Origin of the sequence: Acutalibacter sp. LFL-21 (assembly GCF_025630755.1) — a bacterium.
GTDB classification, from domain to species: domain Bacteria; phylum Bacillota; class Clostridia; order Oscillospirales; family Acutalibacteraceae; genus Acutalibacter; species Acutalibacter stercoravium.
The window spans coordinates 109595-133946 of record NZ_JAOTNT010000007.1; the positions used below are offsets into that span (position 1 = coordinate 109595).

Below are 24352 nucleotides of genomic sequence, written 5' to 3' on the forward strand. Positions count from 1 at the left end.
TCCTTTGCTTTATGTTCCAAAAAAGCGGGCCCAAAGCCCTGGTTCTTCTTCCTGCAATGGGGCGCTTTCCCCAGCGGTAAGGGGCGCGCTTCCCAAAAGATCTCCCTCTAGATACCACCGGATCTCCCCCACTGTATCCCCGGCCCGCACGGGGGCATATAAAAACGCAGGGGCATACACTCTCCGCTCCACCCGAGAAATATCCTCCGAGGGCAGGGACACGGTCCCACCGTTGACCCCCTGCACAAACAGGCTCTGGCACTCAGAACCCACCACAGGCACTGCCAGCTTCACATCCCCGCCCGGCAGCAGGTAGGGCTCTACCTGGGAAAACCCATAATCCAGCAGAGCCATGTGATCCTCCCAATCATCTGGGGCATTCAAGGTCGCTGCGATCAACAGGACCCCGTTGCGCTCTGCCGCGGAAACAAGGCAGCGGCCTGCCTGCTCGGTAAATCCGGTCTTCACCCCCACACAGCCCTCATACCAACCCAGCAGCTTGTTGTGGTTTGTATAGGTCACCTGTTTTACAGGCTCTGCAAACTCCACCGGGTAGCTGGCACTGGAACAAAGCTCCCGAAAGGTTTCGTTCTTCAGTGCCTCTCGAGCCAGCAGGGCCATATCATAGGCAGTGGAAAAATGCCCTTCGCCGTGGGCATCCACCCCATCTAAGCCAGAGGGGGTGACAAAATGGGTGTTTTCCATCCCCAGCTCCGCTGCCCGGGAATTCATGCGGTCCGCGAACGCTTCTATGGAGCCCTCCAAATACAGGGCCGCCGCGTTGGCCGCGTCGTTTCCAGAAGCAAGCAGCATCCCGGCCGCCAAATTCTTCAAAGAGATGCGGTTCCCCTCTTGCAGGCCCATGGAGGAGCCCTCTACCGCCACCATTTCCTGAGTGATCTCCACCACCGGGTCCCCCAGGGCCTGAGAGTCTTCCAGGGTTAACAGGGCCGTCATCATTTTAGTGGTGCTTGCCATGGGCTGTTGTGTGTGAGCGTCTTTTTCAAACAAAACAGCTCCCGTATCCGCTGTGAGCATCACCGCGCTTTGAGCAGAGACCTCCGGGCCGGAGGCCGCAGCCATTGGGCTGAAAAAGATTCCCAACAGCAGGAGGACGCCCGCAAAAGCCCCTGCGTTCTTTTTCTTACGCTTCTGCTTCAACACAAATCACCCGCCTCGCAAAAAAATATGCGGGCGGGCAAAAAGCTATGCTTTCACGGGGTATCCGGAGAAGCCTTCCCCGGCTGGCCGGCATTCTCGGGCGCTTTCTCTTTCTCTTCTTTCTGGAACAGGGCAGACAGCTTATCCACCACATCCGGCACTTTTTCCAAGGCGCGGTCCACTGAACTGAGATAGGGCTCGATCTGAAGCACACGGACGTGCCCTTCGTGAATGGTCAAAAAGGCGATGGGGCTGATGGTGATGCCGGCACCGCTGCCCCCCGCAAACAGCCCCGCGGCAGGCTGGGTTTTCGAGGGAAGGTCCGAGCCTCCGGAGGCAAAACCGTAGCTGACCCTGGAAACGGGGATCACCGTGGTGCCGTCGGGCGTAGTGACGGGGCTTCCAATGACAGTATTCACGTCCACCATCTGCTTGATCTTATCCATGGTAACGCCCAGCAAATTGTTCACTTGATTTTCACTCATTTTGTGTCACCCTGCTTTCGCGTCTGCGAAATCCTTTCTGCTTGGTTTTCGGAGATTTGCAGCTTTTTGAAAAAAGGAAGCGCCTTATACAATAGTATAAGCCCTTCCCTCAATAAAAACAACAAAGGGATAGTTGCTTCAGCAAAAAATTCCACCCGGTGGTCCCGGCTGCGGTAATCCAGATCCACACTCACGGAACGCCTGCGGCAGGGGAACAACTCCCACAATATGCCGCAGGCTGAATAGGCCGCCCCGCACACCTGCCCATAAAGGACGGCCGCAGCCGCAGCGTCCTCCTCTCCCCCCAGGCAGATGTACAGGTCAAACCGCTTTAAGCGGATTTTCCGCAGCAGGCTCTTGGCTGTATGTTCCGCAGCCAGAGCCAGCTCTTGCAGGGACCTCAGAAACCCACGCAAGCCCTGACGCCGCAGCATAGCCCGCAGCTTGCGGCCCAGGCCGGACCCCGAAGGAGGGGGCTCCTCTTCAGCTGGCGGCCCCTGCATTGACGGGGCTTCTCCCTCCTTTCCCGCAGAAACCAGCGGAAAACGCAGGAACAGGTACCGAACTTGGGCGGAAAATTCCTTCTGAAAGTCCACTTGCAGGCGAACCGGCGCCAGCAGGAGAAACGTCACCCCAAGGAGCACGGCGGCAAGAATAAGAAGCGAGATCATCGTCTCACGGCCTTTCTAAAAGGTGAGCTGCCCATCTTTTGTGGCAGGCGCCTCCTCGTCCCCCCGCTGAGGCGGGGGCGGAAGCTCATCAATAGAAGAAAGCTGAAAGCAGCGCAAAAAAGTTTCCGTTGTACCGTAAAGCAACGGCCGTCCCGGCAGCTCCAGGCGCCCCCGTTCCTCCAGGAGATCTTTCTGCATCAAGCTGCTGATGACGCCGGAGCAGTCCACTCCCCGCACCTGCTCCACAAAAGCCTTTGTCACCGGCTGGTTGTAGGCCACTACCGCCAGCACTTCCATGGCCGCTTGAGAAAGAGGCGCGTTCCGCTTTAGATCCAGCACCTCCCGTACGGGCTGGATGTAAGCAGGATTGGTACAGAACTGGGCGCTCTCCCCCAGGCGCAGCAGCTGCACACCGCTGTGAGGGGTATTGTACTTTTCCTGCAAAGCAGAGACCGCTTTTTCGATCACAGGGGTGCGCACCCCCAGCACTTGGGCAATCCGCTCCAGGGAAACGGGCTCTCCGCCGGCAAAGAGAATGGCCTCCGTCTGGCCGGTCAATTCATCCTGGTTCAATGTTTCTCCCCCCAATCCAACAGCCGCACTTCGCTGTCCTCTCCATCTCCCTCCACACGAAGGCGGTGGTTCTTAACCAGCTCCAGCACCGCCAAAAAGGCGGCCACCCGCTGAGAGCGGTCATGCTTACCAGCAAACAACGCCCGATAAGGCAGCGATTTTTTTCCCCACAGCTGCCGCAAAATAGAAATAGCTTGAGAGGCCACTGACACGATTTTGCGGGAAACAATGGCAGAGAAGCTTTCCGGTTTGGGCGGCAGCAGGCTCTTCCCCTTGCCCCAGGCGGAGACAAGCGCCTGGGCGATCTCCCGGGGATCGTGGACACGCCGGTAGGTGGTATCCGCAGGGATAGGCTCTGGGCGGCGGGTCAGCTGGTCGAAAGAGCACCTCTGCGCAAGGACAGCCGCCGCCTGCCTGCACTGCTCGTATTCCAGCAGCTGGCCGGTAAGCTCCGCCCTGGGGTCCTCTTCTTCCTCCTGCCGGGGCAGAAGCGAAGCGGCCTTGATCTGTACCAGCCTGGCAGCCATCTCCAAAAACTCGCTGGCCACATCCATATTCTCTTCCCGCATCAGAGCGATCTGCTCCATATACTGATCCAAAAGCTCCGCGATGGGGATATCATAGATATCCAGCTTGTTCTTTGCAATGAGGGACAACAGCAGATCCAAGGGCCCATCAAAGACGGGCAGATGGTATTCCAGCTTCTCCATAGCTTACAGCAGCCCAAACAGCTGGAAAGGGGCGCGGGCCAGGCTGAAGATGATGTTGGCAAAAAAGGTCTGGGCTGTGGCCAGGGGGCCGGAAAGAGCACCGGAAAGAAGCAGCAGGAACATCACCATGACAAACAAGTTCTGATACCGGTAATAAGTGTACATGGCACGGTCGCTGAGAAAAGCGGCGACAATGCGGGAGCCGTCCAGGGGTGGCATGGGGATCAGATTGAACACCGCCAAGGAGATGTTCACCACCACATAATACCACAGTACGTTGTACACAAAATTGGTAAAGCCATTATAAGGGGAGAACGCCTCCATAACCGCCACTAAGACCGCCCCTACGAAGGCGGCCAGCAGGTTGGAAACCGGCCCAGCCAAAGCGGTAATGGCCATATCCCTCTTCGGCTTTCTAAAGTAGCGGCTGTCCACTGGCACGGGCTTAGCCCAGCCAAAACCGAAAAGCAGCAGTGCCAGGGCGCCCATAGGGTCCACACTAGCCAGGGGATTGAAGGTAAGCCGCCCCTCCAGCTTGGCGGTGGGATCCCCCAGCTTGTTCGCCACCCAGGCATGGGCCAGCTCATGGAGGGGAAGGATGCACAGGATCACAAACAGAATGGAAATCACTTGGGCTGCCACAGTGCCTAGATCCACGTGATAGCCGCGCAGCAGGCTTAAAAGCGTATTAATCAGCATGGGAAACCTCCTTTATCTGAATGGATTATACCCTACTTTTGAAAAAAAGACAATCCTTAGAAAAAATAACTTGCATTTTCCGCGGGAATCTGCTATAATTTCTACCGTTGTAATTTTGGAAGAATCTCGTTTCTTGTAAGGAGGTGCAGATATGGCAAAATGTGATTTCTGCGGTAAGGATGTGTCTTTCGGCATCAAGGTCTCTCACTCCCACCGTCGTTCTAACCGGACTTGGAAGCCCAACATCAAGCGTGTGAAGGCTGTTGTCAACGGGACTCCCAAGCGTGTGTACGCCTGCACCCGCTGCTTGCGTTCCGGCAAAGTGACCCGCGCTGTGTAAGCGGCGGTCCGCTGGAGTTTCACGGCTGAGAAATGGAGGGCCATTCCCTTGGGAATGGCCCTTTTTCTCAGCCGTTTTTCTGTTTTGCGAAATTATCCAAAGGGCTTTTCCTCTGTCAGTGCGGCAAGATCCCCCTCTAAAAAGCCGGAAAGGATTCTCCCTGCCACTCCCTGGGCCTCGCCATAAAGCTCAAAAAAGCTCTGACAAGAGCCCTCCTCCCCCCAAGGGGAATTTTGCGTGTTGGCGTAGTCGATATCCTCCGCTTCGGTTAAGGGCACGATGTGGCTGCCAATTACGCTGGGCCTGTTCCGCTCGACCCAGCTGAAAAGCTTCTTTTTTAACCCAGTCCGGTCTGTGACTAGGGCAAAAACCTGGTGGGCATCCGCCATGGCCTGCACCAGCTTTTCCTCCTGCACATCCTCTCCGTAAAGGTCAAACAACACCTGGCGGTACAGCCGGGCAATTTTCCGTTGGACCCCTTCATTTTTCGGGAACATGGCCTTCAAGTTCACCTCAGAGGGAAGCTTGCCCGTCTCATACCGCAGGACAATGGCGTCCAAGGCCCCTTCAATCTCCCCGTGCATGGTAGAGGGGGTCTCCCAGGGGCGCTGCTTTACAAGCTCTTGAGCCAGCCAGTTGATGTAAGGATGGGCGGTGCAATCTAAAGAGTAATGGCACACAAAGCCCCACACATAGGATTGAATTGCAGGATCGGGATGGCCCTGAAGAAAGCTGCGCATAGATCCCAGCACCTTCGAGGGCCTCTCCTCGTGCAGGCGGCCGCCGTATTCCCGCAGGGACTCCCCCTTCCAAATGGGCAGGAAACGGTGACAGAAGAAAAAGTCCGGCCCCTGGGCTCCCCAGGCGTAAGCGCAGGGGTCCAGTTCGGCCTTGTCTTTCAAATCCTCCCGGACATTTTGAGAAAAGAAATAGTGTGTCAGGCAGGCGGGCATAGAATCATCTCCTAACAGAGCGTTTAGCGTTCATATCGTGGACAGCCAGGGAAAGGACTGAAGCAAATCGCCGGGAAACGGCGCAGAAAACAGCCGGGATACCTGCAGAGCGCGGCTGGAGAGGAGTAACCGTCCGCAGTGAAGGGCTTGGCGGGCTATGCGGGTGCAAGAGCCCCCATATAAGTCATCCCCGGCCAATGGGTGGCCCAAAAAAGCCATGTGAACCCGAATTTGATGGGTGCGGCCCGTCTCCAAACGAAGCTCCAGAAGGGTGTGACCCTCCCGCTGGGCTATAGCCCTCCAGTGCGTCACCGCGGGTTGGGCACCTTCTGCGCCGCAGCATCGCTTGATCTTGCTCCCCACCTCCAGCCCGATGGGTACATCCACTGTACCACAACCGGAAAGGAACCCCTCACACACAGCCAAATACGTCTTCTCCTGCTGGGCCGAGGACACTGCCAACCGGTGCTTTCCCACCGCCACCAGACCGCTGGTGTCCCGGTCCAATCGGTATAAAGGCCGAAACGCGGGGGTTTGGCCCGTTTTCCCATAATAATACGCCACCCGGTTCAACAGGCTGTCCCGGTCATGCCCGGGAGACGGGTGGATGGGCATTCCGGGCGGTTTATCCACAATCAAATAATCCTCGTCCTCATAAAGGATGGAAAGCGGGCCCGCTACAGGCTCATAGAAAACATTTTCCGCAGGCAGGCGCAGTTCCAATACTCCCCCCGCCGGGAGAGGGTCCACGCTGCGGCAAGGCTTCCCATTCAGCGTCAAACCGCCTTCCAGCCGTTTCAGCTCCGCCAGTGCCCGGGCGGAAAGGCCCAGCTGGCGCCGAAGGAAATCCTTCACAGGGCGGCTCTGCCACTCAGGGGGAATGGCATAGGAAAGGGTCCGGCTCACTTGTCCCGGGTAGCCAGGGATTCTGCCAGTTCCTTCAGGAAGAGGGTGTCCCCCTGGAAGCCCTCCAAGGCTTTCAAAGCCTGTGCCGTATAGGAATCCACCCTGCGTTGGGCTTCTTCCACCCCCAACAGGGACACATAGTTGCGCTTATCCCGTGCGGAGTCCATTCCCACGTTTTTTCCCAAGGTCTGTGCGTCGCCCAGAACATCCAGAATGTCATCCCGAATCTGGAAGGCCATGCCCACCCCTTCCGCGTAGCGGCGGGCATTTTCCAGGGCTTTCTCCCCTGCCCCGGCAGCGATACAGCCCATTTGGCAGGCAGCCGAAATCAGCGCAACCGTCTTGCCCTGGTCCATTTTCCAAAGCAGGTCCAAATCCGCTGTCTTCCCCTGGGATTCCAAGTCTATACACTGTCCGCCCACCATGCCGGAGGCGCCGGCGCATTGCGCCAAAACCCTGGCTCCACGCAAGGCGTCCTGAGCGGGCCCGTCAAAGCGTAAGGCAGCTTCAAAGGCCAGAGTCAAAAGGCCGTCCCCCGCTAAAAGGGCCATGGCCTCCCCATAAACCTTGTGGTTGGTAGGCTTTCCCCGGCGCAGGTCGTCGTCATCCATACAGGGAAGATCGTCGTGGATCAGGGAGTAGGTATGGACCATTTCCACCGCGCATGCAAAGGGCACAGCCCTCTCGGGCTGGCTGCCGCACAGGGCACAGAAAGCCAGGGCCATTACAGGCCGGATCCGTTTTCCGCCCGCCTGCAGGCTGTACGCCATCGACTGCCACACAAGAGCGTCCGGCTCCTCGGGGTCATGGGGTGGGAGGGTTTGGGAGAGGGCATCCTCTACCAGCAGCCGGTAACGCTCAAAGGTCTCCTTCATGGTCATTTTCTTCCTTTCCTGGCAGCTTTTCCAGCTCCGTCACCTTTTGTTCCGCCTTATCCAGCATCTCATAGCAACGGGCTGAGAGCTTAGCGCCTTCCTCAAAGAGCTTCATGGCTTCCTCCAAGGTCTCTTCCCCGTTTTCCAGCTTGGCTACAATCTCCTGAAGCCGTTTCATGCCATCTTCAAATTTTAATTTTGCCGCCACGCTCATTCCCTCCTATCCAAAATTTCCGCGGAGAGGCAGCCCTCCGCCAGGCGGATTTGAACCCGTTCTCCTGGCTGGACGGCTTTTGCCTGCTTGAGAAGCGTTCCGTCCTGCCCTTGCACTACCGCGTAGCCCCGGGAAAGCACCTTCAAAGGGCTCAGCGCATCCAGGGCGCCGGAAAGCACGGCCAAGCGCTTCTGCTCCTCTGCGACCCGGCGCCGGAAAGCCTGCTCCAACCGCAGCTCTAAACCCTGCACTTCTGCCCGATGGCCTGCCAAAAAACCAGCAGGCTGCCCCCAGGGAGAATCCTGCACCAGCAGGTCCAGGCTTTGGCGAAGGTACTCCACCAGGCCCTTGGCTTCCTGCTGGAAGTACCGGTGGTAAGAGCGCACCTGGGCCAGTTCCTCCCGCCAGTCCGGTGTGCAGAGTTCTGCCGCCGCGCTGGGCGTGGGAGCCCGCAAGTCCGCCACAAAATCGCAGATGGTAAAGTCCGTCTCGTGGCCCACCGCTGACACCACCGGAAGGGAGCAGGCATACACGGCCCGGGCCACGCTCTCATCGTTAAAGGCCCACAAATCTTCCATGGAGCCGCCGCCCCGTCCCAGGATAATCACGTCGCAGGCACGCTGCCGGTCCATCTCCCGAAGGGCCGCGACGATCTGCCTAGGCGCTTGGCTGCCTTGCACCAGCACTGGCGCCAGGACGATTTGGGCCAGGGGCCAGCGCCGGGCCGTGATCTGTAAGATGTCCCGCACCGCCGCCCCGGTGGGAGAGGTGATAACGCCGATCTTCTCTGGATAGGCGGGAATCGTTTTCTTGTGCTCCTGCCCAAAAAGCCCCTCTGCGGCTAAGCGTTCTTTGAGCTGTTCAAAAGCCAAGCTCAAGGCGCCGATGCCCTCGGGCTGCATGTCCTCTACATACATCTGATATTGGCCTGTGGGTTCGTAAACAGAAACGCGGCCCCGCACAATGACCTTCATACCATCCTGCGGGCGGAACTTCAGCCGGCAGGCGGCAGAGGCAAACATCACTGCCTTAAGCACCGACTTTTCATCCTTTAAGGAAAAGTAGAGGTGGCCGGAGCGGTAGTGGTCAGTAAAGTTGGAGATCTCCCCGCAGACCGTGATATGGCTCAGGCGCCCGTCCCCTTCAATAAGGGACTTGAGAAAAAAATTCACTTGCGAAACGGTGAGGACTGCTGCTTTCATAGTGTTGACCTCTTTTTCCAGCATAATACAGCCGCGCCCGCAGCGTTGTCGGAGGAGAACTCCGGCGCGGCGAAAGCTGCCCCATATTTTGCGCAGAGGCGCTGCCGCAATAGGGAATTGGAGCACACCCCGCCAGAGAACAGCACCGGCAGGTCTCCCAGCTCTTGGAGCAGGCCGCCGCACATCTTATCCAGCACAGCGGCAAGGGCCTCCAAGCAGTAGCGGGCAGTCTTTTCCGGCGGATCTCCCCGCTGGATCATGGCCTTGCACTGGTTCTCTATCCCGGAGAGGGAGCAGTCATGCCCTTTGAGCACTGGGCGGTACGAGAGCTTTCCCTCCCATTGCAAGGCCAAACGCTCCAGCTCCGGCCCACAGGGAAAAGAAAGGCCCAGAAGCACCCCCACCCGGTCCACCGCCTGCCCCGCTTTTAAATCTAAAGAGCGGCCCACCAGGGTCATTTGGGGCAATCCCTTTTCATCAGGGCGCACCCGCAGCGCCTCTGTGGTGCCCCCAGAGATGTGAAAAGCAAGGAACTCCTGCTCCAGCCAATCCAGCTTGCCCGCAGAGTACAGTGCCGCCGCGATATGCCCTTGCTGGTGGGAGAAGTGCTCCACCGGGACGCCCCAAGCCTTGCCCAGCAGCTCCGCCGTGGTCTTCCCCACCAGGAAGCAGGGCATATAGGAATCCTTTTCCGTGGTGGGAGAAACCGACACCCCAATGGCTTGGGGCGTTTCCTTTAGCTCCTCTAACACAGAGCCCAGCACCTCTGGCAGCTGCCGCACATGATGGAACACTGCGTCACTTTGGCGCAGGCCACGCTCTCCCGGCTTCACCGGCAGCAGCCGCTTCCGGTTTTCCAAGACTTTCCCCTCCCCGAACAGGGCGGCGGAGGTGGTGTAGTTGCTGGTGTCGATGCCCAAAAAACACTCACTCATGGGGCTTGTCCCGCTTTTCCGGCAGCGCTTTGGAAATGGATGCCAGCACCCCGTTGACATAGGAGGCGTCATCCTTGCCGCCATAGGTCTTGGCAAGCTCTACCGCCTCGTTGATGGAAACGCTGTAAGGGATGCCCTCGTCCCACATCATCTCATACACTGCCAGGCGCAGCAAAGCCAAAGCCACCTTGGAAAGGCGCCGCAGGCTCCAGCCCCGGATGTGCCCCTCAATCAGCTGGTCGATCTCCTGCTGATGGGCCTCCACTCCCAGGGCCTCGCCTTCGGCGAAGGAACCGGGGACAAAGTCCCGGGCCTCTGCCGCATCATGGAGGATGCCATCCATAGGCTCTTCCCGCACCGCTTGCTCAAACACCAAAATAAACGCCTGTTCCCTGGCTTCCCTTCTTGTCATAGCCAAACCTCCCGAAATAATAAAAAAGCCCACCGCTTCCACGGTGAGCCTTTGCAAACAGGTCCTTTTCCAGCATCATGTTTTCAAGCTCCACCGGGAAAACCGCACGCGGCGGTATTCGATGGAGTTATTATAACACAACCGTTTCCAGATTCCAACTAATTTGTGCCGATGATTTTGATTTTGTCCGCCGTCAGCCCCGTCTGTTCCATGACCACCTCCTGGACGATGAGGGTATCGGAGTCCTCCAGGGCGCCGGAGACCACCACGCTGCACTCCTCCGAGGTGATGTAGGCTACGCAGTCCGTGTAGCCCTTGGCTTCCAGCAGACTCTCCACATTGGACTCTTCCAGGATATTTTCCGCTATGGCCGAAGCCTGGTCCACAGCCTGCTGCTTGGCAGCGCTGTCTGACTCCACATCCTTCAGCACCTCATCCAACAGGTCCAACGCCTCGTCCCGGGCCGCCTGACGGTCCAAGCGCGCCTGCGACAGAGCCCCGCTTTCCCCGGATTCACTGGAGGCGTTGGCCTCCAAACCGTCATTGACTGTCTCTACATAGGCGTTGTTTACCAGCTGGGCGGCCCCCAGCTGGCTGCTCTCCTCTGAAGATTCACCCACCGGCAAACGGTTTGTACCTGCAAACTGCCAGTTCAAATACACCGCCGCCCCCAGAGCCAACACCAGGGAAGCCAACACCAGCTGTTTTTTTCCAAATTTCATGGTCAAATCCCTCCATCGTTTTGCATTGATCTACTTTATCAGACGGCTATCCGCCGCTGACAACACACACCTTAGCCGAGGAAAGATCCAAGGCGGTGCACACAGCCGTTACCAGTTTTTCCCGGGTAGCCGGGTCTTCTGCGAAGGCGCTGACCACCACCACCCCCTGCACTTGCGGCTGGGTCCGCGTGATGGTAAGAGGCTGCTGGTTGCCTTGAGAATCCTCAAAAAGGACATGGGTGCTCTCCCTCTCCTCGCTGGAGGCCTCTCCCTGCTGGGTAGTGCTGCGGCCGTCCTCAGCGTACAGGCTGCGGCCGCTGTCCTCCAAAGTCACCAGCACGGCAGGGGACTTTTCCCCGGTGATGGCGGAGATGATGCGGGAAAGCTCCTGCTCCAGAGACTGGCTGTACTCCGCGGAACTGCCGGCATCCGTGGGGGGTGCTGGCTCTTCCCCTTCGGGAGTCCAGAAAGACGAAAGATAGATCAGTGCCATTCCGCACAGCCCCAAAGCCACCACCCATTTTAGCAGTTTTTCCCTGCGAAAGAACGCAAGAAACGTCTGCTTGGCTTGTTCCATGGTCTCTCCTTTCCCCGCCAGGGCTCATGGCTCTACCTCCACACTGACGCGAACCTCTTCGCCCAAGGCGTTTTGCAGCAGCACCCTGGCCCGCTCCCCATCGGATGGATAGGCAAACAAGGCGGCCACCTCAGTCAATACTATGCTGCCCCCTTCGTTTCTATCTGTCAAAACACGGATTTCTTTTGCCTGCAGGCCCCCTGCCGCTAAAAGGCCCTCCACATACTCTTGGGCATCCCGCTGAAGGGCTTGTTCCAGCTGGTCCCCCACATAAGAGGTCAAATCCTCCTGCTGGCGCTGGGCCTGCTTTTCCGAAAAGGAAAAATCCACATCCAAGGAGAGAAGGCTTCCCACCAGGGACAAGAGCATTCCCAGGGCAATGAGTCCCGCTACAAACTGGACCATCCGGTCCTCTGGACAAAGCTTGCGCAAAAGCTCTGTAGCAATCAGTACCAGGCACACGGTTAGGATGCTGCTCATCACGGTACTCATGTCAGGCTCCCCTTTACAAGAAGCACCATCGCTACACACACCACTGCCACAGCGCAAACACTGGCCAGCAAGGCCAGCAGCATTCTGGCCACCGAACCACAGGCCCCAAACAGCGCCGCCAGCCGGGAGGCATCGAACAGCCCAGCGGCTGCCTGGCAGACCAGGCACACGCCCAGCCACAAGGCCGCCTGCAGAAAAGTGGGGGCAAAGATACAAAGAGCCGCCAAAATCCCGAACGCTCCTGCCCCGGACTTTACAATCTGCACACTGTTTTGGATAGCGGCCACTGCATCCCCAAAGGCGCCGCCCACAATAGGGATAGCGGAAGAAGCAAGAAGCTTGACCGCTTTGCTGGAGGCGGCGTCTACCTGGGCGCCCAGCATGGTCTGCACAGAGAGCAGCCCCGAAAACAGCGTGACAGAAAGCACCAGCAGCCATTTGGCAAAACCGTAAAGGCTGGAAATCAAATGGTCAAACCGGGACTGGCAGAGGGGGGAGGCAAGCGCCAGCATCAAAAAAGCGTGGAGAAGAGGCAGCAGCACGGCAGAGGAGAGAATTGGGATTAAGCTTCCCACCGCCAGGGCCAGCGCACTGTAAGCCCCGCCCGCCCCTCCGCTGCCAGAAGCCGCCATCAATGCGGCGTAGACCGGCACGCCGGCTCCCAAAAAAGCACAGGCGCTGTCTATGACCTGCTCCGCTGCCTGAATGAGCTCGAGAAGCGGGGCAGTGAGCACAGCGGCACAGGCCAGGGCCGCCGCCAAAATCACGGTATCACCCCCCTCCTCAAAAACAACGGCCAGGCGGCTCAAGACCACCACACTCAACAGGGCCGCCATTCCCTTTAATGGCGCTGCCAGTTTTTCTCGGAGCAGCTGTGAAAGCGTCTGCAGCAGTCCCTCTCCCTCCTCGCTGGGCAGGGGCTCCCCCTGCTCCACTCCTATTTGGGAGAGCAGTGCCTGCGTCTCCTGATCCAGGGAATCATAGATCCCTTCCGCACCGCTTTTTTTGTAGATCTCCCCCACCTCTGAGGCAGCCGCCCTCACGGGGCACAGGCACACCAGCAGCAGAACTGCCAGGAGCAGAGGCAGAAAAGCCCTCTTGTTCCGCATACGCCTCACATCCTTACAGGGCGGCAATCTCCCCTAGATATTTTAAAAGCTCTCCCACCGCGGGCAGGGCTGCTGCCAACACCGCCGCTCGGGCCGCCAGCTCTACTGTATAGCTGAGGGCGGACTCTCCGGCATCCTTGCACAGGCGAGAGACCAGCTGCCCCACCAGGGTGATTCCCACAGCCTGCAGCATCAGCTTGACAGGCTCGCCTTCCAGGGGGCCGCCGCCCGCTAAGTCTTCCACTTGCCTCACCAAGGGCTCTGCCCTACTCAGGATCAGCAGGAGCAGGCCAACTGCTGCCGCCAGGCTGATAAGCAGGGCGTATTCCTTGTTGCTCTTCTGCACCAGAGCCGCGAAAAGCATCGCGCACAGGGCACAGACCCCTATTCCAAATATCTCCATCGCTACAGAGAAAAAATGGATTTGACCGCCTGGAACAGGGCGTCAATCTGCCGAATAATCATCATCAGCACCACAATGAGGCCTGCCAGCGTGGTCATCATGGCCTGCTCCTCCCGGCCGGAACGCACCAGCAGCTGGTTGAGCACGGCTACAATAATGCCGATTGCGGCAATTTGGAATATCAGATCCACTTCCACGAGGACACGCCTCCCTTTCCACTCCATTTCTTAAAGCAGCAGCAGGCTGAGCACAATTCCGGAAAAAAGCCCTAAGGCAACCTGTACACGGCATTTCTGACGAGCTTCTTCCCGAGCCTGCTCCAGCCGGGGTTCCAACAAGGCCTGGTACAGGGAGAGATGCTCCAACTGCCCTTGGGTATCACTGACCCCCAGCCCCCGCACCATCCCCTGATACCATTCCAGGTCTCCGGTCTCCCACAGCAAAACCCGGCCTGCCTGTTCCAGGGCGGCCGCCGGGTCCTCTGGAAACTCCGGCTCCCGTTCCGCCTGGCGGCAGAACGGAGATTCCTGATGCTCTACAATCAGCTCAGAAAGGCTTCCGCTGCAAAATCGTATTCCAGTGGAGAAGCCCTGGAGCAGCGCTTTCAGATCAAGCAGCAGGCGTACCCTCCGTTTCAGACGGGACGCCACCAGCAAGCCCGCCAACAGGCCGCTGAGCACGATCAATGCCATTCCCCACAGCTTCACAGGCGTTTTCTCCCCTCTCGCCGCGGCCCCAGGGGGCCACCTTTTGGATCCAGGCCAGCTCTCCCGGCGCGCTGCGCCCCTTTAGGCACACCAGCGTCTGGAAGGCTCCGCTCTCCAAAAGGGCCCGGCACAGGGGCCTTTGCAACAGCCCGTTTGTGTCTCCATGAACAGAGGCGACCAGTGCCACCCCCGCGGCCACCGCCCCTTGCACCGCCTTGAAATCCCGTTGGGAGAGCTCATCGCAGACGATGACCTCTGGCGAGAGCGTTCGCAGAGCCACCTCCAGGCCGGTTTCCTTCGGATATCCCCGCAGGATATCCGCACAGGGCCCCAAGTCAAATCCCCCCAGCTCTCCCCTCTCATCGACAATGGCGACGCGGCGGCCGGAGGCAAACCGCCCCAAGGAGAGGGAACGGGCTATATCCCGCAGGAAGGTGGTCTTTCCACTGGAAGGCGGGCCAGCCACCAGGACCCCCTTCTCCACAGGGATGCCTCCTGTAAAGAGCCTGTCCGCACAGCCCCATCTTCGGCGGGGGATGCGGAACACCAGAGAAGTGACATCCCGCAAACCGCGCACCACGCCTCCCTCCATAACAGCCGAGCCGCAGACCCCCACCCGGCAGCCCTCCCCCAAGCGCACATAGCCCTGGCGGAGCTCATCTTCGTGGGCATACACGGAATAGCCGCAGATTTGTAAAAACAGCTCCCGTATTTGTTGGGAAGTGACCGGAGGGGCATCCTGCGGGCAGCGGGAAACGCAGCCCCTCCCCACCAGAAAACAGATCCCCTCTCTACCGCAAAGGGAAATAGGTTGTCCCGCGCTGAAATGAAAGTCGAAGGCCTGCTCCTTCACCCATTGGGGAAGGGATAAAAGCAAATCCCGATAAAGCGGGACCTGCCGCGCTACATAATCGAACCCGGAAGGCTCCATAGCCGTTCCTCCTTTGTTCATGGGATGTTTCATATCTATGGACAAGGGCAGCCAAATAGAACAGACGGCAGAAAAGCCCCCGCCAAATGGCAGGGGCTTTTCTCCGTGGAAACAGTGATCTACTTTTCAGAGGCCTTCTTATGGTATTCCAGAAAGGCCTGGAGGACCTGGCGGTCCGTGTCATATGTGACAGCTTCCAGGGCCTCTTCGGGGGACTTCCAGCACAATTTCAGCACTTCTTCCGGCTGGGGACGGGCGCTGTCCTTCTTTGCCTTGGCGGCAAAGTAGATCACGTCCTTCATCACACCGGGCTTGGGAGAATAGGTGACCATCTTCCGAAAGGCCGTATCCAGGGCCACTTTCAAGCCGGTCTCCTCCTTGATCTCCCGCAGGGCGGTCTCCTCTTCGGTCTCTTTTTTCTCCACATGGCCCTTGGGGAAGGCCCAGTGGCCGCCGTTCTTGTGTTGGATGAGCAAGATCTCCAGGCCGTTTTCCCCCTTCCGGCAGACAACGGCACCGCAGGATTTTTCTTTTTTCAACGGGAAAGCCTCCTTCTTTTAGAGTGTGGTGCGGAAAAGAAAAGAGCAGAGCCGCCCCGGGCATGGCCCCGGGCGGCCCCGCTATGACTTACTTTTTCACGGAGAACCGGTATTCTGTCCTTGTGGTAAAGGGCTGACCGGGCTGCAGGTACTGGAACGGGAAGTTCTCGTGATGCACCGAGTCCGGGTAGAACTGGGTCTCCAAGCAGAAGGCGGTGTGGGGCTTCATGGGCAGCCCGTCCTTACCCAAAATGCCTTCGTCCACCGAGTTGAAGGTGTACAGCTGTACGCCAGGCAGGTCAGACCAGATCTCCATGGCCCGGCAGCTGTCGGGGTCCCATGCCTCGCCGAACTGGCGGAAGCCCTCGCCCTTGATGCACAGATTGTGGTCAAAACCGCCGCAAAGCTGGATCAAGTGGTCATCGGCAAACATATCCTTCCCCAGTTCCTTTCCAGCGGTGAAGTCCAGAGGCCCGCCCAAGGTGGAGACGATGTTCCCATCGGGGATCAGGCCGTCCGAGACCGTTGTGGTCTCCTCGGCATTGAGCTGCAGCCAGGTGGACAGGACCTCCTTTTGGTGGTCTCCGGAGAGGTTGAAGAAAGCGTGGTTGGTTGGATTGAAGGGAGTGGCCTGGTCGCTGGTACCCGTATACTCCAAAGAGAGTGTGTTATCCTTCTTCAAGGTATAGGTCACCTGCAGCTTCAGGCTGCCAGGGAACCCTTCTTCTCCATCGGGGCTCTCATAGGTATAGGTGATAGAGGGCTCGTCCCCCTCCTCCTGAACAGATGCCTCCCACAGCACCTGGTGATAGCCCCCAGGGCCGCCGTGCAAGGTGTTGGCCCCATCGTTGGCTGGCAGGCTATAGGTCTTGCCGTCTAAAACAAACTGCGCCCCACCAATGCGGTTGGCATAACGGCCGATGAACGCTCCGTGGTAATCCGCGCCAAAGTACTCCTCCAAAGTGCGGTGCCCCAGAATCACATCGCCCAGCCTCCCCAGGCGATCCGGCACCAGCAGCCGGATAATCCGGCATCCGTAGGGCGTGGTGACCAACGTCATACCACTGCGGGCTCTCAAGGTATAAAGGGCAGCCTCCCGCCCGTCGGGGAGAGTGCCGAACACAGCCTTTTCCACGGACATGAAACTCAAACCTCCTTGCCCAGCAGCGCTGCGCCGATAATGCCAGCGTCATTGCCCAGCTCAGCACGGCAGATCACGGTCTTCTTCGCGGAGTTCATGGCATACTGCTCTCTTGCCACAAATTCCCGCACAGGGGCCAGCAGAGTCTCCCGCTCGTTGGAAATGCCGCCGCCAATGCACAGGATGTCAGGCTGGAAGATGTTCACCATGTCCACGATGCCCACGCTGAGGTACTTGATGTACTCATCCACGATCTCCTTGCCGATGGGGTCACCCTGACGCATGGCGTCAAAGGCGGTGCGGCCGCTGACCTTATTGATGTCGCCCTCTACCAGAGTCCACAGGGGAGAATCCTTGGGGGCCTTGTCCATGTGCTCCTTGGTGGTCTTGATCAGGCCGGTGGCAGAGGCGTAAGTCTCCCAACAGCCATGACGTCCGCAGGTACACAGGCGGCCATCCACCACGATCACCGTGTGGCCCAATTCGGCACCGGCATAGTTGCTGCCGGAATAAATCTTATGGTTGATAATGACACCGCCGCCCACGCCAGTGCCCAGAGTGATGGCGATGGCGTTGTCAGCGCCCTTCAGGGCACCAGCCATGTACTCGCCGTAAGCCGCGGCATTGGCATCATTCTCCATAAGGACCTGCTTTCCCTCCATGCGCTCGGAAAGCATCTTCTGCATGGGCGTATTTTTAAAGGGCAGGTTGTTGGCAAACTCGATGATGCCCGTGGCCTTATTGATGGTACCGGGAGAACCAATTCCCACCCAAGGCACATCGGCCAGTGTAATGCCGGCGTTCTTCAAAGCGGCATAGGCCGTCTCAGCCATAGCGTCCGCCACCTGCTCGGCGTTTTCCAGCTTTGTTTTAGAGGAAGCCCGCGCGATGATCTGGTTATTCTCATCCACGATGCCGACGGCAATATTGGTGCCGCCCAAGTCAATTCCTAGGTAATACATAACAGCATTGCTCCTTCAGCAAAGATTCCTGGGATCTCCCCAACATGAAAAGTATACTATACTATCCCCTCAAAAGTAAATGACTCTCAGCAAAATTTCCATATTTTTTTCCGTAGCCTCCCTCTTGATTTTCTCTGTTTCTCGTGGTATTATTTTCTAGTTATCATTTCTATCCATCGGCCGCTGTGGTGGAATCGGCAGACACAAGGGACTTAAAATCCCTCGGGAGCGATCCCGTACCGGTTCAAGTCCGGTCAGCGGCACCAGGCTGAGCCTGGACGCAATCCGCGTTCCAAGCTCAGCTTTTTCTTTTGCCTTTTCCCTCACGCTTGCAGCGGGCAGTTTTCCTTCCACCTCGACCAGCGGCAAACTGCCGCTCCCCGTTTCCTGTTGGCGGTTATTCTGCCTCCTTAATCCCAGCTGAGCCTGAACGCATTTCGCGTTCTAGGTTCAGCGTTTTCTTTTTCGCCTGCACTTCCACGGGGTATTTTTGCCGGTATCTCCGCCGTTTCGCTCTAAAAAGGCCTTTCACGCCTTCTTTGTAAACACAGCTAGGCCGGGTCCCGCGGGGGTACCCGGCCTTTTTAAACCGCTCGTGGTTACTGCCGCCCAGGCGGGACGCTCTCATACGGGAAGGAGTCGCAGCCAGCGGCAGCCGCGGATTTAATCCTGGCGCATAAATTCCTTTGGACTGCGGCCAAATTCCCGCTTGAACTGCTTGAGGAAATTGGAGTAGTCATTGAAACCGCACTGCAGGCAGACCGTAGTCACCGGTGTGCCCTCCCGCAGCATATTGCGGGCCACCACCAAGCGCTTCTTGATGATGAATTGATAGAGGGTCAAACCTGTGTACTCCTTAAACCTGTGGCTGAGGTAATACTTGCTCACATAGAAGTGGTTTGCCAGCCGGTCCAAGCTCAAATCTTCCGACAGGTGGTCGTTAATATAGGCAATGACTTGGTTGACATTTTCATTTTCGCTCACATCCTGCCAAATGCTGTCCGGCAGGGAAAAGTAAGCGCGGTTTAAATAGACTAAAAACTCGCACAGGTAGAGATAGGCCAGGGTCTCTTTGGCAAAGCAGTCCTCCCGGCGCGCCTGAATGATCTTTTCACACAGGCTTCTCAGATGTGTCACGGTACTGCTGTCCGGCCGAATGAGCTTAAAGCGCCGGTTTGCCGCATCTAAAAAACAAGCGGCCAAATCATCTCCCAAGCTGCGGAAGGACTGGATGGCTTCCGGGCGAATCCAGATGACATAGCGCTCATAGGGTTTGCCCTCGCGCACCTCTGGCCGGTGGATATCCTCATTATTGGTCAGCAAAATATCCCCCGGCCGCAGCTGATAGGTACGTCCCTCGATCACATAGGAGACAGCGCCGGACAGGAAGAAATATATCTCATAAAACTCATGCTCGTGAAACTCCACTTCAGGAGGAACCTTGTCCAAATAGTGATGGCATTCAAACAAGCTGTCCTGCATGGTTTGGCGGAGCGTGAAATTTTCAATCGTCAAACCCAATAAAATAGCCCCCGCAAGTTCGTTTTTTCTATTATATAGCAACTATCACCTGTTTTCAAGCAGATTATCCCACGTCATGCCCGCTTTTTTTCAGTAAAATAAAGGAAAAGGGAGGTTTCCCTCTTCTGCTGGCTGCGTTATCTGCATTCTTTTTGGAAAGGAGCTCTTATTGTGAAAACCTTCATTACTGACGACTTTCTGCTCAACAGCGAGCCTGCCCGCCGGCTCTATCATGAATATGCCGAGGACATGCCCATCTTCGACTACCACTGCCACCTGAATCCCCAGGAGATTTACGAGGACAAGCAGTTCTCCGACATTGGCGAGGCCTGGCTGGCCGGCGACCACTACAAATGGCGGGTGATGCGCACCTGCGGCGTGCCCGAGGAGTACGTCACCGGCAAGGCCTCCTTCCAAGAGAAATTCCAGCGCTTCGCCGCCGTGATGCCTGCCTTGGTGGGCAACCCCATCTACCACTGGTCCCACCTGGAGCTGCTGCGCTTTTTCGGCATAGAGGAGCTGCTGGACAGCCAGAGCGCCCCCGCTATCTGGGACAAGGCCAACAGAGTCCTCCAAAGCCCGCAGGGCACGGCCCGCGCTCTGATCGCCTCCAGCAAGGTCCGGGCCCTGTGCACCACCGACGACCCCGCCGATGACTTGCAGTACCACAAGCTGCTGGCGGAGGACAAGAGCTTTGGCACCCAGGTGCTGCCCACCTTCCGGCCGGACAAAATCCTTCACGTGGAAAACGACGAGTACCCCGTCTACCTCCAGAAGCTGGGCGCCGCTGCCGGGGTGTACATCCGCACCTTGGACGATGTGAAAACTGCCCTGAAGCAGCGGCTGGACTACTTCGCCAGCTGCGGCTGCCGCCTGTCCGACCAGTCCTTCGGCTCCCCGGATTTCACCATATGGGATGAAGAGGCTGCCCAAGAGGCCATGCGGAAGGCTTTAGACGGGGAGGCGCCCCTGGACTACGAGGTCTCGGCCTACCAGTCCCTGCTCATGGACTTCCTGGGTGGGGAGTACGCTGCCCGGGGCTTCACCATGCAGCTGCACCTGGGAGCCCTGCGCAACCTGAACACCAAGCGGTTCCAAGCTCTGGGTGCCGACATAGGATGCGACTCCATCGGCGACGGCATCCCGGCCGCCTCTCTGGCCTCTCTGCTGGACCGTCTGGCCCTGCGGGATGCCCTTCCCAAGACCATCCTCTACACTCTGAACGCCTCAGACAATGAGAAGCTGGTGGCGGGAGGAGGCTGCTTCCATGACGCTGCTACCGCCGGAAAGGTGCAGTTCGGGTCTGCCTGGTGGTTTAATGACCATCTGGACGGCATGGAAAAGCAGCTGCGGGATCTGTCCAGCATCAGCGTGCTCAGCCGCTTTGTCGGCATGCTCACGGATTCCCGCTCCTTCCTGTCCTATCCCCGCCACGAGTACTTCCGCCGCATCCTGTGCCGCGTGATCGGCGGCTGGGTGGAAGATGGCCAGGCCCCTGCCGACTACGCTCTGCTGGGCGCTATGGTGCAGGATATCTGCTACAACAACGTGGCAAAATTCATCGGTATCGAGGGGTAACATCCCCGCCTCTTATGAAAGGAGAAAAGACATTATGAAACTTTCCTTCCGCTGGTATGGGGATTCCGACCCCATCTCTTTGGAGTACATCAGCCAAATCCCCGGCATGCGCTCTATTGTCACCGCTGTATACGACGTAAAACCCGGCGAAGTGTGGCCGGAGGAATCCCTGGCCCGCCTGAAGGCCCAGTGCGAAGAGCACGGCCTGGTCTTCGACGTGGTGGAGTCCATCCCTGTCAGCGAGGACATCAAACTGGGCACGGAGAAGCGGGACGCCCACATCGAGGCATACTGCGAGAACGTGCGCCGCTGCGCCAAGTACGGCGTCAAGTGCGTCACCTACAACTTTATGCCGGTGTTCGACTGGACCCGCACCCAGCTGGATAAAAAAGCCCCGGACGGCTCCACCAGCCTGGTGATGTACTGGGAGCAGATGAAGGGCTTGGACCCCCTCACCGACGACATCCACCTGCCGGGATGGGACTCCAGCTACACCCAGGAGCAGGTGCGGGACTTAATCCGCGCCTACGGCGAGCTGGGCGAGGGGGGCCTGTGGAAAAACATCGAGGTGTTTTTGAAGAAGGTCATCCCCGTGGCCGAGGAGTGCGGCGTGGTCATGGCCCTGCATCCTGACGACCCGCCCTACCCCATCTTCGGGCTGCCCCGTGTCATCACCTGCGAGGAAAACCTGGACCGCTATCTCTCCATTGTGGATTCCCCCTCCAACGCTTTGTGCCTGTGCACCGGCTCCCTGGGCTGCGCCAAGTTCAACGACGTGCCCGCCTTGGTGCGGAAGTATTCCGCCGCCGGGCGCATTGGCTTTATGCACCTGCGCAACGTGAAGATTTTGGAGGACGGCTCCTTTGAGGAGCGGGCCCACCTGTCCAGCTGCGGCAGCCTGGATATGTACGAGATCGTCAAAGCCCTGGTGGAAACCGGCTTTGACGGCTACGTCCGCCCCGACCATGGCCGCATGATCTGGGGCGAGACCGGCAAACCCGGCTACGGGCTATATGACCGGGCTTTGGGAGCCGCGTACATCAATGGGCTCTTTGAGGCTTGTGAAAAGGCCAAAAAATCGTGATACAAAATAGACTCTAAGAAAGGATGGTATGAACATGGAAAAGAACGTGCTGAACACTGATCTAACTGGAAAAGTGGCGGTTGTCACCGGCGCAGGCGGCGTGCTCTGCTCCGCCTTTGCCAAGGTGCTGGCCCGGGCGGGGGCCAAGGTGGCCCTGCTGGACCTGAACGAGGAGGCCGCCCAGCAGTTTGCCGGGGAGATCAATGACGAGGGCGGCGTGGCCCGGGCCTACAAGTGCAACGTGCTGGACAAGGACATGTGCTATGCCGTGGCAGACCAGGTTATGGCCGACCTGGGGCCCTGCGACGTGCTGATCAACGGGGCAGGAGGCAACAATCCCCGGGCCACCACCGACAAGGAGTATTTTGAGCCCGGCGACCTGGAGGCAGACACCAAGAGCTTTTTCGACCTGGATGAAAGCGGCGTGGAATTTGTCTTCAACCTGAACTTCATCGGCACCCTTATCCCCACCCAAGCCTTTGCACGGCAGATGGTGGGCCGGGAAGGGTGCAACATTCTGAACATCTCCTCCATGAACGCCTACACACCCCTGACCAAAATCCCCGCCTACTCCGGTGCCAAGGCAGCCATCACCAACTTTACCCAGTGGCTGGCGGTGCACTTCTCCAAGGCGGGCATCCGGGTAAACGCCATCGCCCCCGGCTTCTTCTCTACCAAGCAGAACGCCGCCCTGCTCTTTAACCCGGATGGTACCCCCACTGCCCGCACCGGAAAAATTCTGGCGGCCACCCCCATGGGGCGTTTTGGCGACAGCGAAAAAGAGCTGGCAGGGGCTGTACTCTTCCTGCTGAACAACGAAGCCGCCAGTTTCATCACCGGCGTGTGCATTCCCATTGACGGCGGCTTCTCCGCTTATTCCGGCGTGTAAACAGCTTTTCGGAGAAAGGAAGGCTCTATGAAAAAAATACTGCGCACGGCCGCCCTTGCACTGGCTGGCGCGTTGGCATTGACAGCCCTTTCCGGCTGCTCGGGAGGCGCCTCCGCCAGTGGCGTACAGATTATCCGCATTGGCCACAACCAATCCACCAACCACCCCACCCATACGGGCCTGCTGGCTTTTGAGGAGTACATTGAAGGGGAGCTGGGGGACAAATATGACATCCAGATTTTCCCCAGCGAGCTTTTGGGCTCTCAGAACGAGATGGTGCAGTTGACCCAGACCGGCGCCATCACCTTCTGCGTGGCCTCCAACTCCTTGCTGGAGACCTTCTCAGACAACTACACCCTGTTTAATCTGCCCTACCTGTTCGCCAGTCCGGAAGCCTACCACGCCTCCATGGACGACCCAAACATCGTGGGACCCATTTTCGAGTCCACCATGCAGGCAGGCTTTGAGGCCGTCACCTGGCTGGACGCGGGCACCCGGAACTTCTACACCATCAACACACCCATCGAGACGCCGGAGGACCTGCGGGGCTTAAAGATTCGGGTGCAGCAATCCCCCACCAACGTGCGGATGATGGAGCTGCTGGGGGGCTCTGCCACCCCCATGGGCTTTGGCGACGTGTACACGGCCCTTCAGTCCCAGATGCTGGACGGGGCGGAAAACAACGAGCTGGCTTTGACAGACAACGGCCACGGTGACATCTGTAAGTATTACTCCTACACCATGCACCAGATGATCCCGGATATCCTCATCGGCAATCTGGACTTTATGAAAGGTCTGAGCGAGGAAGAGCGGGCCATCTTTGACGAGGGGTTCCAGATCCTCAATCAGACTCAGCGGGATGCCTGGGAAACCGCTGTAGAGGAGGCCAAAGAAAAAGCTGAGAATGAGCAAGGCGTGAATTTCAGCTATCCGGACATTACCCCCTTCCAGGAGGCGGTGGCCCCTATGCATCAGGAGATGCTGGAGGATTATCCCGATCTGGCCCCCATCTATGAGCTCATCCAGGAGCACAACGCCGAGTACCCGGCGGATTCCCAGTGAAAGGAGGGCGTTTCTGTATGCAAGCTACCCGTAAAGTGCTCAACCGTATTATGAATGTCCTGGCGGGAGTAAGCCTGATTGCCATGACCGCCCTGACCTGCTGGCAGGTCTTTACCCGCTATGTCTTAAACAACCCCTCCACCTGGTCGGAAGAACTGGTGGGCTACCTGTTCGCCTGGGCCAGCTTGTTCGGCGCCTCTCTCATCACCGGGGAGCGGGGCCACATGAACATCCCTGTGGTGGTGGAAAAGATGCCTTTGGGGGCCCAAAAATTTTTCGGTGTCTTTGGAGAACTCATCGCCATGGCCTTCTCCGCCATCATCCTCATCTATGGAGGCTACCGCATCACCCTGCTGGCCATGGGCCAGATGACCTCTTCTTTGGGGGTGGCCGTGGGCGTATTTTATGTGGCCATGCCGGTGTGTGGTGTCATCAACATCCTGTACACCATCTTAAACATCTATGACATCTGCAAAGGCAAAAAGGAGGGGGCGTAAGC

At 58.1% G+C, this 24352-nt stretch carries 31 protein-coding genes and 1 tRNA gene; 7 read left to right on the plus strand and 25 right to left on the minus strand.

Annotated elements, in window-relative coordinates:
- Positions 1-9: 9 nt before the first annotated feature.
- Genes ODJ80_RS10060 through ODJ80_RS10085 form a run of 6 tightly spaced genes read right to left on the minus strand, consistent with a single transcriptional unit; the run spans position 10 to position 4299 of the window.
- Positions 10-1164, minus strand: coding sequence for a D-alanyl-D-alanine carboxypeptidase family protein (locus ODJ80_RS10060; RefSeq protein ID WP_263041968.1), 1155 nt, complete (start codon positions 1162-1164; stop codon positions 10-12).
- Between the two features lie 50 nt (positions 1165-1214).
- The gene (ytfJ, locus tag ODJ80_RS10065) at positions 1215-1646 is read right to left on the minus strand and encodes a GerW family sporulation protein (RefSeq protein WP_263041969.1); all 432 of its coding nucleotides are present in this window, start codon (positions 1644-1646) and stop codon (positions 1215-1217) included.
- Positions 1643-2317: a hypothetical protein gene (locus tag ODJ80_RS10070; protein ID WP_263041970.1), complete on the minus strand. Its 675-nt coding sequence runs from the start codon at positions 2315-2317 to the stop codon at positions 1643-1645. Before ODJ80_RS10070 ends, ytfJ begins: the two co-directional genes overlap by 4 nt.
- Before the next feature lie 15 nt (positions 2318-2332).
- A complete protein-coding gene (gene scpB, locus ODJ80_RS10075; RefSeq protein ID WP_263041971.1) occupies positions 2333-2890 on the minus strand; it encodes an SMC-Scp complex subunit ScpB in 558 nt (185 codons plus the stop codon).
- On the minus strand, positions 2887-3600 hold the full coding sequence (locus tag ODJ80_RS10080; RefSeq protein ID WP_178864182.1) for a segregation and condensation protein A: 714 nt from the start codon (positions 3598-3600) through the stop codon (positions 2887-2889). The genes scpB and ODJ80_RS10080 overlap by 4 nt, the downstream gene beginning before the upstream one ends.
- A gap of 3 nt (positions 3601-3603) precedes the next feature.
- On the minus strand, positions 3604-4299 hold the full coding sequence (locus tag ODJ80_RS10085) for a site-2 protease family protein (protein ID WP_178864181.1): 696 nt from the start codon (positions 4297-4299) through the stop codon (positions 3604-3606).
- A 151-nt stretch (positions 4300-4450) separates the two neighbouring features.
- Here ODJ80_RS10085 and rpmB point away from each other — a divergent pair, with 151 nt between their 5' ends.
- Positions 4451-4639, plus strand: coding sequence for a 50S ribosomal protein L28 (rpmB, locus tag ODJ80_RS10090; protein WP_016406415.1), 189 nt, complete (start codon positions 4451-4453; stop codon positions 4637-4639).
- A gap of 92 nt (positions 4640-4731) precedes the next feature.
- On the opposite strand, the gene ODJ80_RS10095 is transcribed toward rpmB, so the two are convergent.
- The 18 genes from ODJ80_RS10095 to ODJ80_RS10180 all read right to left on the minus strand — a co-directional run bounded on the left by ODJ80_RS10095 (position 4732) and on the right by ODJ80_RS10180 (position 17719).
- A complete protein-coding gene (locus ODJ80_RS10095) occupies positions 4732-5592 on the minus strand; it encodes a zinc dependent phospholipase C family protein (RefSeq protein WP_330672313.1) in 861 nt (286 codons plus the stop codon).
- A 30-nt stretch (positions 5593-5622) separates the two neighbouring features.
- Entirely contained in the window at positions 5623-6447 is an 825-nt protein-coding gene (locus ODJ80_RS10100) for an RluA family pseudouridine synthase (RefSeq protein ID WP_263041973.1), read from the minus strand.
- Between the two features lie 47 nt (positions 6448-6494).
- The gene (locus ODJ80_RS10105; protein ID WP_263041974.1) at positions 6495-7379 is read right to left on the minus strand and encodes a polyprenyl synthetase family protein; all 885 of its coding nucleotides are present in this window, start codon (positions 7377-7379) and stop codon (positions 6495-6497) included.
- Entirely contained in the window at positions 7357-7581 is a 225-nt protein-coding gene (locus tag ODJ80_RS10110; RefSeq protein WP_442863911.1) for an exodeoxyribonuclease VII small subunit, read from the minus strand. The genes ODJ80_RS10105 and ODJ80_RS10110 overlap by 23 nt, the downstream gene beginning before the upstream one ends.
- A gap of 2 nt (positions 7582-7583) precedes the next feature.
- Positions 7584-8789 (minus strand): exodeoxyribonuclease VII large subunit, encoded by a 1206-nt coding sequence (gene xseA / locus ODJ80_RS10115; protein ID WP_263041976.1) that lies wholly within the window; start codon positions 8787-8789, stop codon positions 7584-7586.
- Positions 8786-9724 carry a Kae1-like domain-containing protein gene (locus ODJ80_RS10120; protein ID WP_263041977.1) on the minus strand — a complete coding sequence of 313 codons (939 nt, stop codon included), beginning with the start codon at positions 9722-9724 and terminating at the stop codon, positions 8786-8788. Before ODJ80_RS10120 ends, xseA begins: the two co-directional genes overlap by 4 nt.
- Positions 9717-10136, minus strand: a complete 420-nt coding sequence (gene nusB / locus ODJ80_RS10125) for a transcription antitermination factor NusB (protein ID WP_263041978.1) — start codon at positions 10134-10136, stop codon at positions 9717-9719. Before nusB ends, ODJ80_RS10120 begins: the two co-directional genes overlap by 8 nt.
- Positions 10137-10294: 158 nt before the next feature.
- Positions 10295-10858, minus strand: a complete 564-nt coding sequence (locus ODJ80_RS10130; protein WP_263041979.1) for a SpoIIIAH-like family protein — start codon at positions 10856-10858, stop codon at positions 10295-10297.
- Positions 10859-10904: 46 nt separating this feature from the next.
- A complete protein-coding gene (locus tag ODJ80_RS10135) occupies positions 10905-11435 on the minus strand; it encodes a hypothetical protein (protein WP_263041980.1) in 531 nt (176 codons plus the stop codon).
- Positions 11436-11459: 24 nt separating this feature from the next.
- Positions 11460-11927 carry a hypothetical protein gene (locus ODJ80_RS10140; RefSeq protein ID WP_263041981.1) on the minus strand — a complete coding sequence of 156 codons (468 nt, stop codon included), beginning with the start codon at positions 11925-11927 and terminating at the stop codon, positions 11460-11462.
- Positions 11924-13036, minus strand: a complete 1113-nt coding sequence (locus tag ODJ80_RS10145; protein ID WP_263041982.1) for a stage III sporulation protein AE — start codon at positions 13034-13036, stop codon at positions 11924-11926. The genes ODJ80_RS10140 and ODJ80_RS10145 overlap by 4 nt, the downstream gene beginning before the upstream one ends.
- A 13-nt stretch (positions 13037-13049) precedes the next feature.
- Positions 13050-13439, minus strand: coding sequence for a SpoIIIAC/SpoIIIAD family protein (locus ODJ80_RS10150; protein ID WP_263041983.1), 390 nt, complete (start codon positions 13437-13439; stop codon positions 13050-13052).
- Positions 13440-13441: 2 nt separating this feature from the next.
- Positions 13442-13636, minus strand: coding sequence for a stage III sporulation protein AC (gene spoIIIAC, locus ODJ80_RS10155; RefSeq protein ID WP_178864169.1), 195 nt, complete (start codon positions 13634-13636; stop codon positions 13442-13444).
- A gap of 30 nt (positions 13637-13666) precedes the next feature.
- A complete protein-coding gene (locus ODJ80_RS10160; RefSeq protein WP_178864168.1) occupies positions 13667-14146 on the minus strand; it encodes a stage III sporulation protein AB in 480 nt (159 codons plus the stop codon).
- Positions 14049-15077 (minus strand): stage III sporulation protein AA, encoded by a 1029-nt coding sequence (locus ODJ80_RS10165; RefSeq protein ID WP_263041984.1) that lies wholly within the window; start codon positions 15075-15077, stop codon positions 14049-14051. Before ODJ80_RS10165 ends, ODJ80_RS10160 begins: the two co-directional genes overlap by 98 nt.
- 119 nt (positions 15078-15196) lie before the next feature.
- Complete coding sequence (locus ODJ80_RS10170) at positions 15197-15616, minus strand: bis(5'-nucleosyl)-tetraphosphatase (protein ID WP_263041985.1); 420 nt, start codon at positions 15614-15616, stop codon at positions 15197-15199.
- 88 nt (positions 15617-15704) lie between these two features.
- Entirely contained in the window at positions 15705-16757 is a 1053-nt protein-coding gene (locus ODJ80_RS10175) for an aldose epimerase family protein (RefSeq protein WP_263041986.1), read from the minus strand.
- Positions 16758-16762: 5 nt separating this feature from the next.
- Complete coding sequence (locus ODJ80_RS10180) at positions 16763-17719, minus strand: ROK family protein (RefSeq protein ID WP_263041987.1); 957 nt, start codon at positions 17717-17719, stop codon at positions 16763-16765.
- A 179-nt stretch (positions 17720-17898) separates the two neighbouring features.
- Between ODJ80_RS10180 and ODJ80_RS10185 the strand changes: the two genes are divergently transcribed.
- A tRNA-Leu gene (locus tag ODJ80_RS10185) sits at positions 17899-17985 on the plus strand.
- A 397-nt stretch (positions 17986-18382) separates the two neighbouring features.
- On the opposite strand, the gene ODJ80_RS10190 is transcribed toward ODJ80_RS10185, so the two are convergent.
- A complete protein-coding gene (locus ODJ80_RS10190; protein WP_263041988.1) occupies positions 18383-19234 on the minus strand; it encodes an AraC family transcriptional regulator in 852 nt (283 codons plus the stop codon).
- Between the two features lie 177 nt (positions 19235-19411).
- Between ODJ80_RS10190 and uxaC the strand changes: the two genes are divergently transcribed.
- From uxaC to ODJ80_RS10215, 5 genes are read left to right on the plus strand one after another with little or no spacing between them, the layout of a single operon-like run.
- On the plus strand, positions 19412-20818 hold the full coding sequence (uxaC, locus tag ODJ80_RS10195) for a glucuronate isomerase (RefSeq protein WP_263041989.1): 1407 nt from the start codon (positions 19412-19414) through the stop codon (positions 20816-20818).
- A gap of 34 nt (positions 20819-20852) precedes the next feature.
- Positions 20853-21902: a mannonate dehydratase gene (gene uxuA, locus ODJ80_RS10200; protein ID WP_263041990.1), complete on the plus strand. Its 1050-nt coding sequence runs from the start codon at positions 20853-20855 to the stop codon at positions 21900-21902.
- Positions 21903-21936: 34 nt separating this feature from the next.
- Entirely contained in the window at positions 21937-22791 is an 855-nt protein-coding gene (locus tag ODJ80_RS10205; RefSeq protein WP_263041991.1) for an SDR family oxidoreductase, read from the plus strand.
- A 27-nt stretch (positions 22792-22818) separates the two neighbouring features.
- Complete coding sequence (locus ODJ80_RS10210; RefSeq protein WP_263041992.1) at positions 22819-23853, plus strand: TRAP transporter substrate-binding protein; 1035 nt, start codon at positions 22819-22821, stop codon at positions 23851-23853.
- 17 nt (positions 23854-23870) lie between these two features.
- The gene (locus ODJ80_RS10215) at positions 23871-24350 is read left to right on the plus strand and encodes a TRAP transporter small permease (protein ID WP_263041993.1); all 480 of its coding nucleotides are present in this window, start codon (positions 23871-23873) and stop codon (positions 24348-24350) included.
- Positions 24351-24352 lie beyond the last annotated feature (2 nt).

Bases quoted from the DNA above. Each gene is read 5' to 3' on its own strand.
- ytfJ (WP_263041969.1), bottom strand. From the start codon at position 1,646: ATGAGTGAAAATCAAGTGAACAATTTGCTGGGCGTTACCATGGATAAG.
- ODJ80_RS10070 (WP_263041970.1), bottom strand. From the start codon at position 2,317: ATGATCTCGCTTCTTATTCTTGCCGCCGTGCTCCTTGGGGTGACGTTT.
- ODJ80_RS10080 (WP_178864182.1), bottom strand. From the start codon at position 3,600: ATGGAGAAGCTGGAATACCATCTGCCCGTCTTTGATGGGCCCTTGGAT.
- ODJ80_RS10085 (WP_178864181.1), bottom strand. From the start codon at position 4,299: ATGCTGATTAATACGCTTTTAAGCCTGCTGCGCGGCTATCACGTGGAT.
- rpmB (WP_016406415.1), top strand. From the start codon at position 4,451: ATGGCAAAATGTGATTTCTGCGGTAAGGATGTGTCTTTCGGCATCAAG.
- ODJ80_RS10095 (WP_330672313.1), bottom strand. From the start codon at position 5,592: ATGCCCGCCTGCCTGACACACTATTTCTTTTCTCAAAATGTCCGGGAG.
- ODJ80_RS10105 (WP_263041974.1), bottom strand. From the start codon at position 7,379: ATGACCATGAAGGAGACCTTTGAGCGTTACCGGCTGCTGGTAGAGGAT.
- xseA (WP_263041976.1), bottom strand. From the start codon at position 8,789: ATGAAAGCAGCAGTCCTCACCGTTTCGCAAGTGAATTTTTTTCTCAAG.
- ODJ80_RS10120 (WP_263041977.1), bottom strand. From the start codon at position 9,724: ATGAGTGAGTGTTTTTTGGGCATCGACACCAGCAACTACACCACCTCC.
- nusB (WP_263041978.1), bottom strand. From the start codon at position 10,136: ATGACAAGAAGGGAAGCCAGGGAACAGGCGTTTATTTTGGTGTTTGAG.
- ODJ80_RS10130 (WP_263041979.1), bottom strand. From the start codon at position 10,858: ATGAAATTTGGAAAAAAACAGCTGGTGTTGGCTTCCCTGGTGTTGGCT.
- ODJ80_RS10135 (WP_263041980.1), bottom strand. From the start codon at position 11,435: ATGGAACAAGCCAAGCAGACGTTTCTTGCGTTCTTTCGCAGGGAAAAA.
- ODJ80_RS10140 (WP_263041981.1), bottom strand. From the start codon at position 11,927: ATGAGTACCGTGATGAGCAGCATCCTAACCGTGTGCCTGGTACTGATT.
- ODJ80_RS10145 (WP_263041982.1), bottom strand. From the start codon at position 13,036: ATGCGGAACAAGAGGGCTTTTCTGCCTCTGCTCCTGGCAGTTCTGCTG.
- ODJ80_RS10150 (WP_263041983.1), bottom strand. From the start codon at position 13,439: ATGGAGATATTTGGAATAGGGGTCTGTGCCCTGTGCGCGATGCTTTTC.
- ODJ80_RS10165 (WP_263041984.1), bottom strand. From the start codon at position 15,077: ATGGAGCCTTCCGGGTTCGATTATGTAGCGCGGCAGGTCCCGCTTTAT.
- ODJ80_RS10175 (WP_263041986.1), bottom strand. From the start codon at position 16,757: ATGTCCGTGGAAAAGGCTGTGTTCGGCACTCTCCCCGACGGGCGGGAG.
- ODJ80_RS10180 (WP_263041987.1), bottom strand. From the start codon at position 17,719: ATGTATTACCTAGGAATTGACTTGGGCGGCACCAATATTGCCGTCGGC.
- uxuA (WP_263041990.1), top strand. From the start codon at position 20,853: ATGAAACTTTCCTTCCGCTGGTATGGGGATTCCGACCCCATCTCTTTG.
- ODJ80_RS10205 (WP_263041991.1), top strand. From the start codon at position 21,937: ATGGAAAAGAACGTGCTGAACACTGATCTAACTGGAAAAGTGGCGGTT.
- ODJ80_RS10210 (WP_263041992.1), top strand. From the start codon at position 22,819: ATGAAAAAAATACTGCGCACGGCCGCCCTTGCACTGGCTGGCGCGTTG.
- ODJ80_RS10215 (WP_263041993.1), top strand. From the start codon at position 23,871: ATGCAAGCTACCCGTAAAGTGCTCAACCGTATTATGAATGTCCTGGCG.